This window comes from [Clostridium] hylemonae DSM 15053, assembly GCF_008281175.1.
Classification (GTDB): Bacteria; Bacillota; Clostridia; order Lachnospirales; family Lachnospiraceae; genus Extibacter; species Extibacter hylemonae.
This window is the reverse complement of the sequence record NZ_CP036524.1, coordinates 3,452,336-3,470,542: the sequence shown is the minus strand read 5'-3', so window position 1 is coordinate 3,470,542 and position 18,207 is coordinate 3,452,336. Positions and strand designations below refer to the sequence as shown.

The window sequence follows — 18,207 nt, the reverse complement described above, 5'->3', positions numbered from 1 at the left end:
ATGAGCAATCTAAAAGCATTGGCCTACGGGCTGAGGGAGACCGTGATCGACATGATCGTGGAAGGAAAGGCCGGCCACATCGGCGGCGACATGAGCGTGCTTGAGATCCTGACAGAGCTGTACTTCTGCCAGATGAACATAAGTCCTGAGAATCAGGACGACCCGGACCGTGACAAGTTCGTCATGAGCAAGGGACATTCCGTGGAGGCATACTACGCGGTGCTGGCGGAGAAAGGCTTCTTTGACAAAAAGGAACTGATTTCCACGTTCAGCAAGTTCGGCTCCAAATTCATCGGCCACCCGAACAACAAGCTGCCGGGAGTGGAGATGAACTCAGGCTCCCTTGGGCACGGCCTTCCGGTCTGTGTCGGCATGGCGCTGGCAGGAAAGATGAACGGCCAGGACTACCGGGTGTACACGGTGATGGGCGACGGCGAGCTGGCTGAGGGCTCTGTGTGGGAGGGCGCCATGGCGGCCTGCCAGTATAAGCTCGACAACCTGTGCGCGGTGGTGGACCGGAACCGGCTGCAGATATCCGGCAATACGGAGGACGTGATGGGACACGACGACCTGCATGAAAGGTTTGGCGCCTTCGGCTGGCACGTTATCGACGTGGCGGACGGCAACGACATCGATCAGCTGCACGCGGCGTTTGAGGAGGCGAAGACGGTGAAGGGACAGCCCACCGTGCTGATCGCCAACACGGTGAAGGGCAAGGGCTCTTCCGTGATGGAGAACAAGGCAAACTGGCATCATAAGGTCCCGAATGAAGAGGAACTTGCGCAGATCAGAAAAGATCTGGCAGAGAGAAAGGAGGCGGCGCTTCATGGCTAAGACGGCAAACAAACAGGTGATGTGTGAAGTCCTGATGGAGGCGGCAAAAAAAGATAAAGATGTGGTGGCGCTGTGCAGCGACTCCCGCGGGAGCGCGTCGTTCACCCCATTTGCCAACGAGCTGCCGGACCAGTTCGTGGAGACGGGGATCGCGGAGCAGAACCTGGTGAGCATCTCCGCCGGCCTTGCAAAATGCGGGAAGAAGCCGTACGCGGCGTCCCCGGCCTGCTTCCTCTCCACGCGGAGCTATGAGCAGTGCAAGATAGATGTGGCGTATTCGAACACAAACGTAAAACTCATCGGGATCAGCGGCGGCGTGAGCTACGGCGCGCTCGGGATGAGCCACCACTCGGCCCAGGACATCGCGGCCATGGCGGCGGTGCCGAACATGCGGGTGTACCTGCCGAGCGACCGTCTGCAGACGGAGTGCCTGACGAGAGCGCTGCTGGCGGATGATAAGCCGGCGTACATCCGGGTGGGCCGCAACGCGGTGGACGACGTGTACGAAGAAGGGAACGTGCCGTTTGAGATGGATAAAGCGACCTTCGTGACAGAAGGGAGCGACGTGGCGGTGATCGCCTGCGGAGAGATGGTGAAGCCGGCGGCAGACGCCGCGGCGAAGCTGAAAGAAGAAGGGATCAGCGTGACGGTGGTAGACATGTACTGCGTGAAACCACTCGATAAAGAAGCCGTCGTAAAAGCAGCTCAGAACGCCAAGGCAGTGGTGACGGTGGAAGAACACGCGCCGTACGGGGGACTGGGCTCTATGGTGAGCCAGGTAGTAGGGAGCGAATGCCCGAAGAAGGTCGTGAACCTGTCGCTACCGGACGCCCCGGTCATCACGGGGACATCGAAGGAAGTGTTCCAGTATTACGGACTGGACGCAGAAGGAATTATAAAGACAATAAAGGAAGTTTTGTAGAATTTTCATAGGGGTCAGACCCCTATGGCCAAAATTTTCATAGGGGTCAGACCCCTATGGCCAAAGGGGTCTGACCCCTTTCAAAATTCCGCAAGTTTTCAGATATTAGCAGGTATTGCCTGTTGATATAGAGAATTTAATACTTTTAAAAACATAAGGAGGAACAAAAATGAAAGGTTTCAAAAAAGTATTGGCTATGCTGCTTGCAGTAGCTATGGTCGGAGCTATGGTTATGGGATGCAGCTCCAAATCAGACGATTCTTCTAAAAAAGAAGACAAAAAGGAAGACAAGAAGACAGAGGACACAAAGGACGAGGAAGCTTTACCAGGCGGAGGCTCTAACATCATTTATATTATCACACCATCCGTATCCAACCCGGCATTCAAGGCGGAGGCTGACACAGCTACTGCAAAGGCTAAAGAACTTGGATATGAAGTAAAAGCCGCATCTCACGATGACGACCCGACGAAACAGACAGAATTATTTGACAGTGCGATCGCAGACAAAGCAGCAGCGATCATCTGTGACAACGCTGGCGCGGATGCGACAGTTGAGGCTGTAAAGAAAGCAAGAGAAGCAGGGATCCCGACATTCCTCATCGACCGTGAGATCAATGAAGAGGGCGTAGCCATCTCTCAGATCGTTGCAAACAACTACCAGGGCGCAAAAGCCATCGCTGAAAAATTTGTTGAAGCTATGGGTGAAAAAGGAAAATACGTTGAGCTGTTAGGAAAAGAATCTGACACAAACGCAGGCGTACGTTCTTCCGCTTTTCACGAAGTGATCGACCAGTATCCGGATATGGAGATGGTAGCTCAGCAGACAGCTAACTGGGAAAAGACAGAAGCTTATGACAAGATGGAAGCAATGCTTCAGGCAAACCCTGACATCGAAGGTGTTGTATGCGGTAACGATACAATGTTAGAAGGTGTATGCGCAGCGCTCCAGGCAGCCGGCAAGACACTTCCTGTTATCGGTGTGGACGGTTCCGACGAGGCGGCGGCCCTGATCAAATCAGGAGACGCTACAGGAACAGCTCTTCAGCAGTTCGCAGTTATCGCTGAGATGGCAGTAGAGCAGGCTGACAAGTATCTCAAAGAAGGTTCCACAGGATTGGATGAGAAACAGTTAGTTGACTGTATCGCTATCACATCTGAAAATGTAGACAAATTATCAGGATTTGTTTTCACAGAATAAGCTGGGAAAATAAAGTACAAACATGGGTGGGGAGGCACTTTAAGGTGCTTCCCCGTATATGAAAACAACTCTTTTATGTGGAAAAGTATTAAATGGTTACGGAACATTTCTGATGGAACATGGGAAGTTCGGTCAGTATAGATATTCGGCAGAAATATTTGTGAATAAACGATATGAAGGAGGCCGCTATGAAAAAGCGCATGATAGCTCTCGCACTTACGCTCACACTTGCAGCGTCCACGTTGCTTACAGGATGTGGAATTGTGAAAGTCGTTAAGATCGGGGAAGAAGGAAAATATACCGGAGATGTAGAATTTAATGCAGGGGATGACGTGGAAGCCATCTGGGAAGAATCGGCACTTCCGGAGATGAACGAAAATGCCGTTGACCTCAAAGAGTTTCTTGAGGAGTCAAACGGAGACCTGACGGCACTGGCGGACGAGTACGGCAAATACTCCATGGGTGATTCCGGGGAACTGAGCTATGTCGTAAAAGGGTCAGGCACTGTAGAAGAAGTAAATACACAGTCCCAGGCAGGTTACATAGCAATAAAGCTGGACGGCTATAACGGCACAGAGGTCATCAAGATCCAGATCGGGCCTGTATACAAAGGTTCTTCCATCCGTGATTCGTTGAGCTTTATCAAGTTCGGCGATTACAAAAACCAGGAGCAGTGGGCAGCGGTATCACAGAGCATCAATGAAGTGGTGGCAAAGGATGTTGTCGAGCCGGCGAAACCGGATTCCTTACAGGGAAAGACGATCTCATTTGTAGGAGCATTTACAGTATCGACAGGAAGTTCAGACGTTCTGATCACGCCTGTAGTTCTGGAAGCAGAATAACCTACTTTACAACAAGAAGGAGATATGAACTATGGGTGAGACATATAAGTGCAGGGACGATGTATTTCTCCATGCAGAAAAAATAAGTAAGATCTACCCCGGTACAAAAGCGCTCGATGAAGTGTCATTTGACCTTTTAAAAGGAAAAGTAAATGTGCTCATCGGAGAAAACGGCGCCGGTAAATCCACTCTGATGAAAATGATCGCCGGGATCGAACAGCCAAATGAAGGTAAAATGTACATCGGAGACAGGGAAGTATTCTTTAAAAATACGACAGAGGCCAGAAAGCACGGAATCGGCATCATTCACCAGGAGCTGAGCCTGTTTCCGAATCTGAACGTATACCAGAACATTTACATGAACAAAGAGAAGACAAAAGGAAAGGTCGCCCTGGACAATAAGACGCACATGGAAGGCGCCAAAAAAGTGCTGGAGCGGCTGGAGCACCCGCTTGATCTGCATGCAAAAGTCGGAGAGCTCCGCGTGGGCCAGCAGCAGATGATCGAGATCGCGCGAAACCTTGTAGAGGACGACCTGAAGGTGCTCATCATGGATGAACCTACCTCTTCTCTTTCCCAGCAGGAAGTTAAAGTTCTCTTCAAGATCATGAGAGAACTGACGGCGGCGGGAATCTCTATCGTATACATATCACACAGACTGGAAGAGATCATGGAGATCGGCGACCATGTCACGATCCTCAGGGACGGCAAATACGTGGCAGACGCGGATGTCAAAGAGATCGACGTTCCGTGGATCGTCCACCAGATGACAGGCGGTGCAAAATCTTATCCAAAGAGAGACCGCGAAGTAGACTGGAACAAGGTGGAAAATGTCCTGGAAGTAAAGGACTTGTGTCTCCCGAAAGCCGGCGGTGGGTATCTCGTAGACCACCTGGATTTTGAACTTAAAAAGGGAGAAGTTCTCGGGATCTACGGTCTGATGGGCGCCGGACGCAGTGAAGTGTTTGAGTGTCTCATGGGACTGCACCCGGAACATACCGGCCAGGTATTTATGAATGGGAAGGAATTGAATATCAAATCCATTTCCCAGCAGATCGACAACGGTTTCGCGCTCATTCCTGAAGACAGACAGGCGCAGGGACTCGTGCAGACATTGGATATAGAGAAAAACTGTGCCCTGTCCGCGCTGAAAAGATATAAAAAAGGACCGTTTCTGGACAGTAAAAAGGAAGCGGAAAAAGTAGAACAAGAGATCAAAGACATCCAGATAAAAGTGGCAGATAAAAAGCTGCCGATTCTTTCCTTATCAGGTGGTAACCAGCAGAAAGTAGTTATCGGCAAAGGTATTCTGACAGAGCCGAAGATTCTGCTCATGGACGAACCAAGCCGCGGCATTGACATCGGAGCAAAGACGGAAGTGTTCGACATTATCAACAAGTATGCAGAAGAAGGGCTGTCCATTATAGTCATTTCTTCAGAGCTGCAGGAAATCGTGTCTATCGCGGACCGCGTGATCGTACTGTCAAATGGTATCAAGACAGGCGAATTCTTCGGGGACGAGATACAGCAGGATACATTGGTACTGGCTTCTTACAAGGGCCATCATATAGAGGAAAAGGAGAGTTAAATTATGGCAGCGAAACAAAAATCAGGAAATAATAAGTTAATGATGACCCTTTTAAAGGGCCGTACATTCATTGTATTGATCATTCTGCTCATATTCTTCAGTATCACAGCAGATAACTTCTTAAGTGCGGGCGCGCTTCTGACCGTGGCAAAGCACGTGGCGCTTTACGGGATCCTTGCGATCGGTATGACCTACGTCATCATCACCGGCGGCATCGATCTTTCCGTAGGTTCTGTGGCAGGCCTGGCCGGAATGATAGCCGGCGGTCTCATACAGGAAGGCCTCACACTTAAGATGTTCGGCGTAACCTTATACTTCAGCGTTCCCATGATCGTTCTTATCACCGTACTTCTCGGAGCGCTGATGGGTATGATCAACGGCCTTGTCATCACAAAATGTAATGTGGCGCCTTTCATCGCCACACTTGGCACAATGTATATCTGGCGCGGATTTGCAAATATCCGTTCCAACGGCGCCACCTTTTCGGAAATATCCGGAAGCGAAGGACTTGGCAATACCGGATTTGAAGTATTCGGCCGAAACCTTGGCGGGACATCGATCCCGTGCGGCGTTCTCATACTCGCCATCATCGCCGTCGTTGCAGGACTCATATTAAAGAAGACACCATTTGGATGGCATGTATTATCCATCGGAGGAAACGAGAAAGCATCCAAGCTGTCCGGTATCAAAGTTGACAGAGTAAAGATCTGGGTATACGCATTCTCAGGCTTCTGCTCCGCAGTTGTAGGTATCATCGCCACATCACAGCTCGTATCCGCCACGCCAAAGACTGGTGAATCCTGGGAAATGAACGCGATCGCCGCATCCGTACTCGGCGGAACATCCATGGCCGGAGGCGTCGGAACTATCGGCGGTACGATCGTAGGCGCGTTCGTTATCGGCGTCATCAACGACGGTATGACAATGTGCGGTGTAACAGAGTTCTGGCAGAAGATCATCAGAGGTCTCGTGATCATCATCGCCGTGATCATTGACCAGGTACAGAGGAACCTTCAGGCAAAGATGGCACTGCAGGCACGGAACGAAAATAAATAGACAATTTGAAGAATTTTCATAGGGGTCAGACCCCTGTGGCCACAGGGGTCTGACCCCTATCGAAATTGAGGTGAATTGTATGAAAAAAAGGGGCATTATTAATGCGCAGCTTGCGGGGCTGATCGCGGGTCTCGGGCACAAGGACTTATTTATGATCGCGGACGGCGGCATGCCGATCCCAAAAGGGGTAGAGCTCGTAGATCTGGCTCTGTGCGGAGGGGTGCCGACTTACCGGCAGGTGATGGATGCGGTTCTCGGCGAGACGGAAGTGGAAGCGTATACGCTTGCGGAGGAAATTGTAGAGAAAAATCCAAAGCTGCTGGCCTATATCAGGGAAAAGCTCCCTGACGCGGACGTTGAGATGATAAGCCATGTGGAGCTTAAAAAGATGTCCGGGGGCATCAAGTTTGCCGTCCGCACAGGGGAGTTTACACCGTACCCAAACATTATATTAAGGGCCGGGGTGGCATTCCCGGCGTAGGAACTCAGTCACAGGCGCCTTGTTGAACACCGGTGTGGCAGCAAGGCGTGACAATATAAAATCGAGAGGAATTGTATATGAAAGTTTTGAATTTTGGATCTTTAAATTTAGATTATGTATATTCCGTCGACCATATGGTGACGCCGGGGGAAACCCTGGCGTCTTATGGTATGAATGTTTTCTGCGGCGGAAAGGGACTGAACCAGTCCATCGCCCTTGCCAAGGCCGGGGTAACGGTCTACCATGCAGGTATGATCGGCGAGGAAGGAGATATTCTCCTTAAAACATGCCGTGATGGCGGCGTAAAAGCAGATTACATCAGAAAAATCGAAGGCAGGTCGGGCCACACGATCATACAGGTGGATAAAACCGGGCAGAACTGTATTCTGCTGTACGGCGGCGCGAACCAGAGCATCACGAAAGAGTATGTGGACGAAGTGCTTGCCCACTTTGAGAAAGGGGATATTCTGCTTCTGCAAAATGAAGTCAATATGCTTGACTATATCATCGACTCTGCTTACGAGAAGGGACTCATGATCATACTGAATCCATCGCCGTATAACAGCGCGCTTGACAGATGCGACTTCAATAAGATATCTATGTTTCTGTTAAATGAGATTGAAGGAGCGCAGGTGACCGGGGAGGAGGATACAGATAAGATCCTCGCGAAATTAAAAGAAATATATCCGGACGCAAAGGTTGTGCTGACGCTCGGCGGCGACGGCTCTGTCTACCAGTATAAGGAAGAGATCTGCCGTCAGGGAATCTTTAAAGTAAAAGCAGTGGATACGACTGCGGCCGGTGATACGTTCACCGGGTATTTCATCTCTTCTATCATAGAGGGGATGTCCGTACCGGCCGGTCTCGAGCTGGCGGCCAGAGCTTCCGCCATCGCAGTGTCGCGGGAAGGTGCCACGGCATCCATCCCGCTGAAAGAGGAAGTGCTGAATACAGAGTTATAAAGGGGTGGAAGAAATGTCAGAAAAATACATTATCAGTATAGACCAGAGCACGCAGGGGACAAAGGCCCTTCTCTTTGACGGGAGCGGAAGTCTCATCCGGAGAACGGATAAGCCCCACAGGCAGATCGTGAATGAAAAGGGATGGGTCTCCCACGATCCGGAGGAGATCTACCACAATACCATTGAGGTGGTAACGCGGCTTGTGACGGAGTCCGGCATTGCGAAGGAGCAGATCGCCGGTGTCGGCATCAGCAACCAGCGGGAGACGTCCCTTGCGTGGGAGCGCTCCACCGGCGCCCCTCTCGGGCAGGCCATCGTCTGGCAGTGCGCCAGGGCCGCGGATATCTGTGAGCGGGTGGAGAAGCTCGGCGCGGCGGAGCAGATTCGCGCCAGGACCGGCATGAACCTGTCCCCCTACTTCCCGGCCTCCAAGATCGCCTGGATCCTGGAACACGTGGACGGGGCAAAGGAGAAGGCGGCCGCGGGCGATATCTGCCACGGCACCATCGACAGCTGGCTCATCTACAGACTGACGGGCAGAACGTCCTACAAGACGGATTACTCCAACGCATCGAGGACCCAGTTCTTTAACATCTTCACGCTGCGCTGGGATGAGGAGATCTGCGGCCTGTTCGGCATCGACCCGGCCAACCTGGCTGAGGTGTGCGACTCCAACGCCGACTTCGGAGAGACGGACTTTGAGGGGCTGCTCCCGAGGCCCGTGCCGATACACGGGGTGCTGGGCGATTCCCACGGCTCCCTGTTCGGCCAGGGCTGCCGGAAGCCGGGCATGATAAAGTCCACGTACGGAACCGGCTCCTCGATCATGATGAACATCGGGGAAGAACCGGTGCTCAGCACCCACGGGGTCGTGACCTCTCTGGCGTGGAGCATGAGCGGGAAGGTGAACTACGTGCTGGAAGGGAACCTGAACTACACCGGAGCAGTCATCACCTGGCTGAAGGACGACTTGAAACTCATCAGCTCCCCGCAGGAGACGGAAGCGCTGGCGCGGGAGGCGGTGAAGGACGACCGGCTGTATCTCGTCCCGGCCTTCTCGGGCCTTGGAGCGCCGTACTGGGACAGCCGCGCGGCGGCGGCCATCGTCGGGATGACGAGGACGACGGGAAGAGCGGAAGTGGCGCGGGCAGGAGTGGAATGTATCGCCTACCAGATCACGGACATCGTAAAAGCGATGAGCGAGGACGCGAAGGTAAAAGTGGAGGAGCTGCGTGTGGACGGAGGTCCGACGAGAAACAGCTACCTGATGCAGTTCCAGAGCGATATTGCGGAGGCCGCGGTACAGGTGCCGGATTCAGAAGAACTGTCGGGCATCGGCCCGGCGTACGCGGCAGGACTTGCCCTCGGCGTGTGGGACGAGCGCATTTTCAATAAGTTAAAGCGGGTAAAATATGAGCCGAAAATGGACGGCGCATTAAGAGACAGAAAATATGAAGGCTGGAAATCAGCAGTGTCTTCCGTATTGACAAAATAAAATAAGATGCTGCGGGTCAATGTGGATGAAACGCAAAACCAGCCCCGAATGATATGATATTATCATTCGGGGCTGGTTTTGCTTATGCCTTCTGTTCTGCGCTCTTGCCATCTGACCGGTCAAAGGAGGTTCCTTGATTCCGGCCGCGGATGCCGCACGGGAACAGCTGCCGGCAGCGCCCGGATCACGGCTGCTTCCGTGCGGAAAGATGTCATGGACCAAGACATAAATTGGCTATTTAAGTGCAATTCACTACATTATAATATTTATTATTTTCTTTTATGTTGCGTCATACTTCGCATTATGATATAGTTGAAGAGAAAAATAAAAAAACGAAAATCACACCAGATAAAATGATTCATAAGGAGGAAAAAATGAAAATTGCAGTCTGTGAAGATAACAATAAGGAGCGGAAAGCGCTCTGTGAACAGATAAAAACAGCGATGGCACGCCAGGACGTGGAAGCGGAGATTGAGGAATTTGGCACTGCTGAAGAGCTTTTGAAGGCTGCAAAGAAAATCTTCTTTTCCATGTTTTTTCTGGATTTCCTTCTGCCGGGGATATCCGGCATGGATGCTGCTTTGAAACTGCGCCGGGAGGGCAATTACTCGCCGGTGGTGTTCACCACCGTTACAAAGGACTATCTGTCCCAAAGCTTTAGTAGTGTGTGGGCAGTGCATTATCTTCTGAAGCCCGTGGAACAAGAGGGCGTGGATGAGGCGTTTTTCCGTGCGCTTAAAGTGTTGGAAGGGGCGGAAAAGTCACTGAAGATCATGGTGTCCCGGCATTTTGAACGTATCCCGTATTCCGACATTTATTATATTGAGGGAAACAACCGGAATTGTATAGTACATACGAGAACCGGTACGTACAACCCGTATGAATCCGTGCAGGGGATGACGGAAAAACTTGCAGACAGCCGCTTTCTGCGCAGCCACCGAAGCTATGTCATCAACCTTGACCATGTGATCGCGGTGCAGAGGGGCAAAGCTGTCATGCGTGACGATATGCTGATTCCCATCCGCAGGGGTGAAACAGAGTTGGTCCGCCGCGCATGGGAGGAGAGAAAATTCGAGATCGTGGGCAGGAATGCGTAAATGAGTGCGGCTTACCAACCGAGGTGTACATAAAAAGACGTAATTATATCTACGTCAGCAAGTTTTGCCGGAGAAAGGCTGGGCAGCGCGGGGTGAAAAAGCACCGGAATAAAATAGAGATCGATCAAAGGGGTATACCCCTTTGAAGTACCCGCCCAGCGGGTACTTCAAAGCTTCTGACCGTCCTGCGTTCAGGGGCTTCTGGGTGATGGGAAAGTACAGCACAGAAAGCAGCAGGGAGAAAGAGAGGAAATGTATGGGAGAGAAACGAAAAGAGAGGATACTGGCACTGCTGTTGTCCACAGCGGTGCTTTTGGGCATGACTATGCCTCTGGCCGCAAGGGCGGAGACGCCGGTGGCTCCTTCGGAGGGGCAGATACAGTCCTTCTTAGCGCTGCCGGATAACAGCACGGAGCGAAAGGTGCCGCAGGGCACCGCATGGGAGGAGTTAAACCTGCCCGGGGAACTGGAGGCCATGGTCTTCCGTGTACAGGAGGAACCGGCGGAGAACGGCGGGGAGACTTCCGCGCCGTCAGCGGAGAATGTTCCCGTGACGTGGGAGAGCGGGCCTGCCTATGACAGTGAGAAGCCCGGGGAGTATGTCCTGACCCCAAAGCCCGGCGAAGGATATACCGTGCCAAAGGAGGTGAGCCTGCCCCGGATCACGGTGCGGGTAAAAGAAGCACAGACGAATAGTGCTCTCAAGAGTGCTCCGGCACTTCAGACGGTCTCTGCGGGCACCGCCCTTACTGTGGAAGTGACCGGAAATGGCACTGACGCGGTGAAAAACGCAGTGGAGGCGGAGCTTGGCGGCGGTAATAAGGCGGATTACACTGCCATAATACTCACGGGCAGCGCTTCGGAGCTCACGGAGGGTAACTGGGGTTATATCCGGGGGCTGTATGAAGAGGACAGCGAATGGAACAGCCTTACCACCCTGGACTTGTCGGGGATGAGCCGCCTGAGCAAGGTGGAAGCCGAAGCCTTAAATCTGCAGAAGAGTCCGGCAAAGCTCATCGCGGTGACCTTCCCGTCCAGCCTGGAAACCATCGGGGAGGCTGCGTTTTATAGATGCAGCAGCCTTAAGGAGACAGTCTTCCCGAACAACCTGAAATCTATTAAGAATGATGCGTTTGGATATTGCGCTGGCCTGACAGGTGTAACCTTTCCGTCCAGCCTGGAAACTATCGGGAGTGGTGCGTTTACTGGGTGCATCAGCCTTACGGAGGTGACCTTCCCATCAAAGCTGCAGACCATCGAAAGCAGCGCGTTTACTGGGTGCACCAGCCTTACAGCATTTGCAGTTGAGAGTGAAAGCCCATACTTTACCGGCAAGGCGGGCGTACTGTATGATAAGAAGATGGAAACACTTCTTCGGTACCCGGAAGGAAAGACTGATATAAGCTTCACCATTCCGGATGGTGTGATGACTATTGGAGAAGGCGCGTTCAGCATCCAGCCCAGCCTTGAAAGTGTGACCTTCCCGTCCAGCCTGAAAACCATTGAGGGTTATGCGTTCAGCAACTGCACCGGGCTTACGGAGGTAACGTTCCCGAACAACCTGGAATCTATTGGAAACAATGCATTTTATTTCTGCCGCGGGCTAACGGAAGTGACTTTTTCAAAAAACCTGACCTCCATCGGCACTAATGCTTTTAATTCCTGTGGAAGCCTTGCCTCTCTGACCTTTACGGGCAGCACCCCTCCGAGCGTTGGATCTGGCGCGTTTGCAAATATCGCCGGAGGCGGCCGGCTGTATTACCCGAGCGATGCGCCCGGCTATGATGCCGCCTGGATCAGCGGACTGAACCTTTCCGCCGGCGGAGGCTGGAGCAGCGGAGTGTATAACCTGGTCGTGGAAGTGGATAACGATGCCCCCGGCGAGGTGGCGAACAAAGTCACAACTGCGCTTGGCGGCGGCAATAAGGCGGACTACACTGCCATAACGCTCAGAGGAGATGCCACGGAATTCACCGGAGATAACTGGGATTATCTGCGGAGCCTCTACAAGACTGGCAGTGACTGGACAAATCTGACCATCCTGGACTTGTCGGAGATGGACGGCCTGATAAAGATGGGAGGATCAGCTCGTAATAACATCGGAAGACTCACCACTGTTATTTTCCCGGATAAACTGAAAACGATTGGAAGCAATGCATTTTATGGCTGTGGCAGCCTAAAAAACGCAGTCTTCCCGGACGGTCTGCGATCCATTGAGGATAACGCATTTGGGGGCTGCGGCAGTCTTGCCGCCGCAGTCTTCCCGAGTAGTCTGCAGACCATTGGATCCTACGCATTTTCTGGCTGCAGAGGCCTTACAGAGGTTACGCTCCCAAAGAACCTGGAAACCGTTGGTGACTTTGCGTTTTCGGAGTGTGCCAGCATGAAGTCATTTACAGTTGCGGACGGAAACGGATACTTTTCCAGTGAAAACGGTGTGCTGTATGATAAAAAGATGGAAACGCTGCTTATTTACCCCATCGGAAACGCTGATACGAGCTTTGTGCTTCCTGACGGTGTGAGGACTATTAAAGGATTTGCGTTTTGGAGCTGCCTCAGCCTTACAAAAGTGATATTCCCCGACAGCCTGGAAACCATTGAGGATGCTGCGTTTTATAACTGCGGAGGCCTTGCATCTCTGACCTTTTTGGGGGACCGCCCCCCAAAAGCGATAGGAGGTGGTGCGTTGTATTTTATTGCCGGCAGCGGTACCATCTACTACCCTGCCGGGAAGGAGAGCAATTACAATGATACATGGAAGAGCGGCCTCAGTACCCCGGTCGACAGCAATACCTGGACACTTGTCCCCGGCTACCGGCTGACGGTGGCCGGCGGAACAGACACAACAAAGGGCGGTCTGTACCAGGAAAATGACAGTGTGTCTCTCATGACCGCCCCATCTGCCGGCCGGAAGTTTGACCGGTGGACCTCATCCGGCGGCGGTGCGTTCGCCAACGCGGAAGAAGCTTCCACTACCTTTACGATGCCGGCGGCCCACGTCACGGTGACGGCCCATTTTACGCCATCTTACTCCGAGCGTACGCTTCGGGATCCGTCCACCGGGGTCACAGTGAGAGGCAGCTTTACGGAGGACGCGATGCTGAACGTGAAATCGGGCACACTGCACACTGGGGATGATGATTCTGCCTGCGCTACCATACGCGCGTACGGAAAAGACAACGGCGGTCCGCTGCTGCTGTACGATATCAGCCTTTCGGCAGGGGAGGTTCAGGGTGAGGTGGACGTGACGATCCCGGCAGGCACCGGGTACAACGGGCGGACAGCGACCGTGATGCACTGCCACAGAAGGGAGCTGGAGCGCATTAAAGTGCCGGTGGAGAACGGCGCGGTGACAGGAACCTTCGGGGGACTGTCCCCCTTTGCGGTGTTCGTTCCGGGAGGCGACGGCAGAGGAAACAGCCGCAGTACCGGAAGCGGTGTTCAGACGGGCGATCCTCTGGATCCGATAGCCGCGGTGCTTGTCATGCTGGCCTCTCTGACGGTCTGCGCCCTCCTGATATTTTTACGAAAGCGGCACCGTACAAAATGTCATAATGTAAGATAAGAGAAGAGACTGATAAAGAACCGGCGCGGCCTGTACCGCGCCGGTTCTGCCTAAGTCTCCTCTTTCATTTTACGCCCCTCTGCCCGGACAGAGGGGCGTTTTTATATACAGTTACTGTAGAACGCGGCAGCTATTAAAGACAAACAGTAAAATTTATGCGTTTTTGGTAACAGAAGCATAATATGAGCGCTCTCCATTTCCTTTTTTTCATAAAAGAAATATAATCAGATTAATATTTCAGTCATGAAAACATCACAGGGGGAAAGAAAAATGAAGATGAGAAGGTTAAGCGCGCTGCTGTGCGGGCTGCTCACTCTGGCAGCCGTTCTCACAGGATGCGGCGGCCGGGAGAAGAGCGGGACGCTCAGAGTGGGAGTGCGCGACGATATTATGAATTTTGGGTATCTGAACAAAGAGACCGGAAGATATTACGGCATGGAGATAGACCTTGCCAATAAGCTGGCAGAGAAGCTCGGTTACGAGGAGGTTGAATTTGTTACGGTACAGCCGGATAACAGGAAGGAGATGCTGCAGGAAGGAAAGGTGGACTGTCTCGTGGCAGCCTACTCGATTGCAGATACGAGAAAGGAAAACTTTGATTTTTCCCCGCCTTATTATACGGATGAGACGGTTATTATGGCAGAGAAATCTGCGCTTTTTCACAGTGCGGACGATTTGAAAGACCAGACGGTCGGCATTGTGTCCGGTTCCAACGCAGGCCCCCTGCTTGCACAGAAGCTGTATGACCTGGGGATCATAACAGACAAGGTCGTCTCCAACACAGATACGGCTACAGTGTACGAAGGGGCCGGCGTCGTGAAGACCGCGAAATATTCAGATCTGGATACGGCGCTTGAGACGGGCGCCGTGGATGCGGTGTGCATGGACAAATGCATCGCAGGTACATATATGAATGAAAACCGTGAGTTTTTGGACGTTGTGGTCGCCGAGCAGCAATACGGTGTTGCGACGCGGAAAGACTCAGATTTGAGCGGTCCGGTCGCGGACGCTGTCCAGAAGATGCTGGACGACGGGACAGTTGAGCGGCTGATCGATAAATGGGATTAGGGGGGATAAAGTTGTCTGAGAAATTAAAAAGAAAAGCGCTTCTTGCCGTTGGGGCGGAAATTATCTGCCTGGTCCTGCTCGGGCTCTTTCTGCTCAGCATGCAGACGGATCTATCCGTGAACGATCAGAAGAAAAATACAGAAGATAAAGTACATGAGATGAGCAGCCTGCTCAAAAGCGCCGGGGAAGCAGCAGATCAGATCACCGTGTCCTTCGATGATATTTACAGATCAAAGGCTGACAGTCTGTCCTACATGTATCAGAGGCAGACAGCCGATGAATATACAGACGGCAGACTTGAGGAGTACCGCAGCCTGCTGGAAGTCACGAACGTGCTCGTCGTGGACAGCCGGGGAAATAAGGTCGCATTGGCGCAGGAATCTCCGGCGGACTTTACCCGCAGCAGGTATAACCAGCTGCGCACTGTATTTGATACAGGGGAGGCTTCAGAAGCCTTTGAAGTACGGAACAAAGAGACAAGTCTCCGCTATTATGGCTCAAGGATCGATGATGACAGGATGGTCGTGATCGAACAGGACCCAGAGGAGCTTTACAAGCTTCTGGAGGAGACTTCCACATGGAAAAGTATTCTGGGCAATGTAAGCGTAGGCCTGGAGGGCTATGCCTTTGCCGTGTCAGAAAAAGATTACACCTTTTTATATCATCCGGACGAAAAGCTGTCCGGAACGGATGCGCTCGATGCGGGCATTCCGGTAGAGGAGCTGGAAGACAACAACTATACATGGCTGACCGTAAACGGTGAGAAGTTTTACTGCGGGATCACGAAGCAGCAGGATGCCTATATCATATGTGCTGTAAGTGAGAAGGAAATAATTTCCTCGCGGGGCGTTACCGTTGCGGGAATACTTTTTGCTTTCTTTGCGGTTATGACGCTTGTGATCACATATTCCATATTTATGATGAAGGACAGAGAAAAAAGCGGAAAGAAAGAGGCCGGCTCCAGTGCGTGGGGAAAATTCTGCTACGACAGAGTGATCGGGCGGAAAATAGGTACTATTTCCGTGGTGGGACTTATTTTTATCCTCATCATAACGTTTTATATGCAGACATTGTTCGCGCTGTCACGCCAGTCTATGGGGAACAATGAGCGCGTGGCTGAGGTGGAGAAAACACTGAAGCATTATGAAAAAGATATCGATGAGACGACAGAGCAGTATAATGCAAGGTATTTGAACAAGGGCAGGATCGCCTCCTATATTATCAGTCAAGATCCCGGAGTTGCACAGAAGGATGCGCTTGTAGAATTAAGCAAAGCACTCGACGTAGAGGCGGTCAATGTGTTCGACATGGCAGGTGTGCAGACGGCTACCAGCTCCCCTTACACGAATTTCAAGCTCAGCGGGGATCCTGAGGATCAGTCGTATGAATTTAATAAGCTGCTCAATGGCGCGGACTACATTATTCAGGACGCACAGACCGACGAGGTGTCGGGCGGCTATCATCAGTATATCGGAGTAACGCTGCGGGACGACAGAGGAGATGCAGACGGGTTTGTCCAGATATCCGTCACGCCGTCCAAGCTGAAGGAGACCTTATCTAATATGCAGATAGACAAGGTGCTGGAGAAGACAAAAGTAGGCAAGGGAGGCTTTGTATTTGCCGTGGACAAAAAGGATAAGACCTTTGCGTACTATCCAAAGGAAAAGCTGACGGGAAGAAGCGCGGTCTCCTACGGCATGCAAAAGCAGCAGTTTAAAGATGCATACTGTGATTATATAACAGTTGACAACAAGACATATTACGGCTCATCACTCGAAACAAAAAGTGACTATATCTATGTGGTTGTGCCAAAGGACGCCATGACAGGCGCCCGTCTGCCGATAACTCTTGCGTGCGGCGCCGTCAGCTTCATATGTCTTCTGTTTGTCTTTCTTCTGCTCACACTCAGCCGAAGCGGACGGGAAGAAGCAGATGCCGTTAAGGACGGCGCAGGAAGGCGGAACATTGATGTCGTCATGCCTGACGGAAGCGTGAGAAAGACAGAAACCGCGGAAAGCCGCTGGGAGACTGTGTCCATCCGGTGGAATGAAAAGACGCCTGAGCAGCAGATATCCACAGTGCTGAAGATGATACTGGGGGTTTTGGCCGCGGCCATCTGCATGGCAGTCATGATGAAAGAAAAAATATTCGGCAGCAATTCCATTTTCCTGTATATCCTGAACGGAGAATGGGAGCGGGGAGTGAACATCTTCGCGCTCACAGGATGCATCCTTATAATATGCGTTGTGAGTGTCATAACGGTACTTGTCCAGGCCATACTGCGCATGCTGTCAAAGACATTCGGTGCGAGGGGCGAGACGGTATGCAGGCTGCTGCACAGCTTTATCAAATACTTTTCGGTCATTGCCATTCTGTACTACTGTCTGGCTCTGATCGGCGTTGACACAAAGACGCTTCTGGCTTCCGCCGGTATCCTGACACTTGTCGTCGGCCTCGGCGCCAGGACGCTCGTGTCCGATATACTGGCCGGTCTGTTCATTATCTTTGAAGGCGAGTTCCGGGTCGGCGATATCGTTACGATCGGGGACTGGAGAGGGACCGTGCTTGAGATCGGCATCCGCACGACAAAGATCGAGGACCCCAGTAAAAATATCAAGATAATCAGCAACAGCGAGGTGAGCGGCGTCATCAACATGACAAGGCAGTATTCATACTCGTGGGCCGACGTCGGAATAGAATACGGTGAATCACTCGAAAGAGTCGAAAATATTCTGGAGAAGGAATTCCCGAATATCAGAAAGCGTCTGACTAATATTATTGAAGGCCCATTCTACAAAGGCGTTATTGAGCTGGGAGAAAGCAGTGTTGTGATCCGGGTCATGGTGCTTTGTACAGAGAGTGACAGGGTGCAGATGGGTCGTGACCTGAACCGGGAGATGAAGCTTATCTTTGACAAATATGATATCAACATACCATTCCCGCAGGTTGTCGTAAACGAACCGACAGAGGCCAAAAAGGCAAGCGAGTGGGAGAAGCGCAGAGCGGACAAGTTTAACAGATCACAGAAGGAACTGTCCAAAAGCTTTATAGCGGAAGAGGAAGAGAACTAAAAGACGGCCGTTCTGATTGTGTAAAATA

At 51.9% G+C, this 18,207-nt stretch carries 13 protein-coding genes; all 13 read left to right on the top strand.

Translation table 11 applies throughout. The features are described 5' to 3' along the window. The 13 genes from LAJLEIBI_RS16270 (at nt 1) to LAJLEIBI_RS16210 (ending at nt 18,179) form a co-directional block, all read left to right on the top strand. On the top strand, nt 1-834 hold the full coding sequence (locus LAJLEIBI_RS16270) for a transketolase (RefSeq protein WP_040436081.1): 834 nt from the start codon (nt 1-3) through the stop codon (nt 832-834). After that, nucleotides 827-1,756 (top strand): transketolase family protein, encoded by a 930-nt coding sequence (locus LAJLEIBI_RS16265; RefSeq protein WP_149301990.1) that lies wholly within the window; start codon nt 827-829, stop codon nt 1,754-1,756. The genes LAJLEIBI_RS16270 and LAJLEIBI_RS16265 overlap by 8 nt, the downstream gene beginning before the upstream one ends. Nucleotides 1,757-1,925: 169 nt before the next feature. Next, nucleotides 1,926-2,954, top strand: a complete 1,029-nt coding sequence (locus tag LAJLEIBI_RS16260) for a D-ribose ABC transporter substrate-binding protein (protein ID WP_006445107.1) — start codon at nt 1,926-1,928, stop codon at nt 2,952-2,954. Between the two features lie 188 nt (nt 2,955-3,142). Beyond that, complete coding sequence (locus LAJLEIBI_RS16255; protein WP_040436078.1) at nt 3,143-3,796, top strand: DUF2291 domain-containing protein; 654 nt, start codon at nt 3,143-3,145, stop codon at nt 3,794-3,796. A gap of 31 nt (nt 3,797-3,827) precedes the next feature. Beyond that, entirely contained in the window at nt 3,828-5,384 is a 1,557-nt protein-coding gene (locus LAJLEIBI_RS16250) for a sugar ABC transporter ATP-binding protein (RefSeq protein WP_006445105.1), read from the top strand. 3 nt (nt 5,385-5,387) lie between these two features. After that, nucleotides 5,388-6,440 carry an ABC transporter permease gene (locus tag LAJLEIBI_RS16245; protein ID WP_006445104.1) on the top strand — a complete coding sequence of 351 codons (1,053 nt, stop codon included), beginning with the start codon at nt 5,388-5,390 and terminating at the stop codon, nt 6,438-6,440. 79 nt (nt 6,441-6,519) lie between these two features. Beyond that, nucleotides 6,520-6,921 carry a D-ribose pyranase gene (gene rbsD, locus LAJLEIBI_RS16240; protein ID WP_006445103.1) on the top strand — a complete coding sequence of 134 codons (402 nt, stop codon included), beginning with the start codon at nt 6,520-6,522 and terminating at the stop codon, nt 6,919-6,921. 77 nt (nt 6,922-6,998) lie between these two features. Beyond that, the gene (locus tag LAJLEIBI_RS16235; RefSeq protein WP_006445102.1) at nt 6,999-7,883 is read left to right on the top strand and encodes a ribokinase; all 885 of its coding nucleotides are present in this window, start codon (nt 6,999-7,001) and stop codon (nt 7,881-7,883) included. 13 nt (nt 7,884-7,896) lie between these two features. After that, on the top strand, nt 7,897-9,378 hold the full coding sequence (locus tag LAJLEIBI_RS16230; RefSeq protein WP_149301989.1) for an FGGY-family carbohydrate kinase: 1,482 nt from the start codon (nt 7,897-7,899) through the stop codon (nt 9,376-9,378). 374 nt (nt 9,379-9,752) lie between these two features. Then, nucleotides 9,753-10,475 (top strand): LytR/AlgR family response regulator transcription factor, encoded by a 723-nt coding sequence (locus tag LAJLEIBI_RS16225; protein ID WP_040436074.1) that lies wholly within the window; start codon nt 9,753-9,755, stop codon nt 10,473-10,475. Nucleotides 10,476-10,683: 208 nt separating this feature from the next. Next, nucleotides 10,684-14,040, top strand: a complete 3,357-nt coding sequence (locus LAJLEIBI_RS16220) for a leucine-rich repeat protein (protein WP_149301988.1) — start codon at nt 10,684-10,686, stop codon at nt 14,038-14,040. 270 nt (nt 14,041-14,310) lie between these two features. Next, nucleotides 14,311-15,108, top strand: coding sequence for a transporter substrate-binding domain-containing protein (locus tag LAJLEIBI_RS16215; protein ID WP_040435059.1), 798 nt, complete (start codon nt 14,311-14,313; stop codon nt 15,106-15,108). Between the two features lie 11 nt (nt 15,109-15,119). Then, nucleotides 15,120-18,179, top strand: a complete 3,060-nt coding sequence (locus LAJLEIBI_RS16210) for a mechanosensitive ion channel domain-containing protein (RefSeq protein WP_205689573.1) — start codon at nt 15,120-15,122, stop codon at nt 18,177-18,179. The last annotated feature ends 28 nt before the right edge of the window (nt 18,180-18,207 follow it).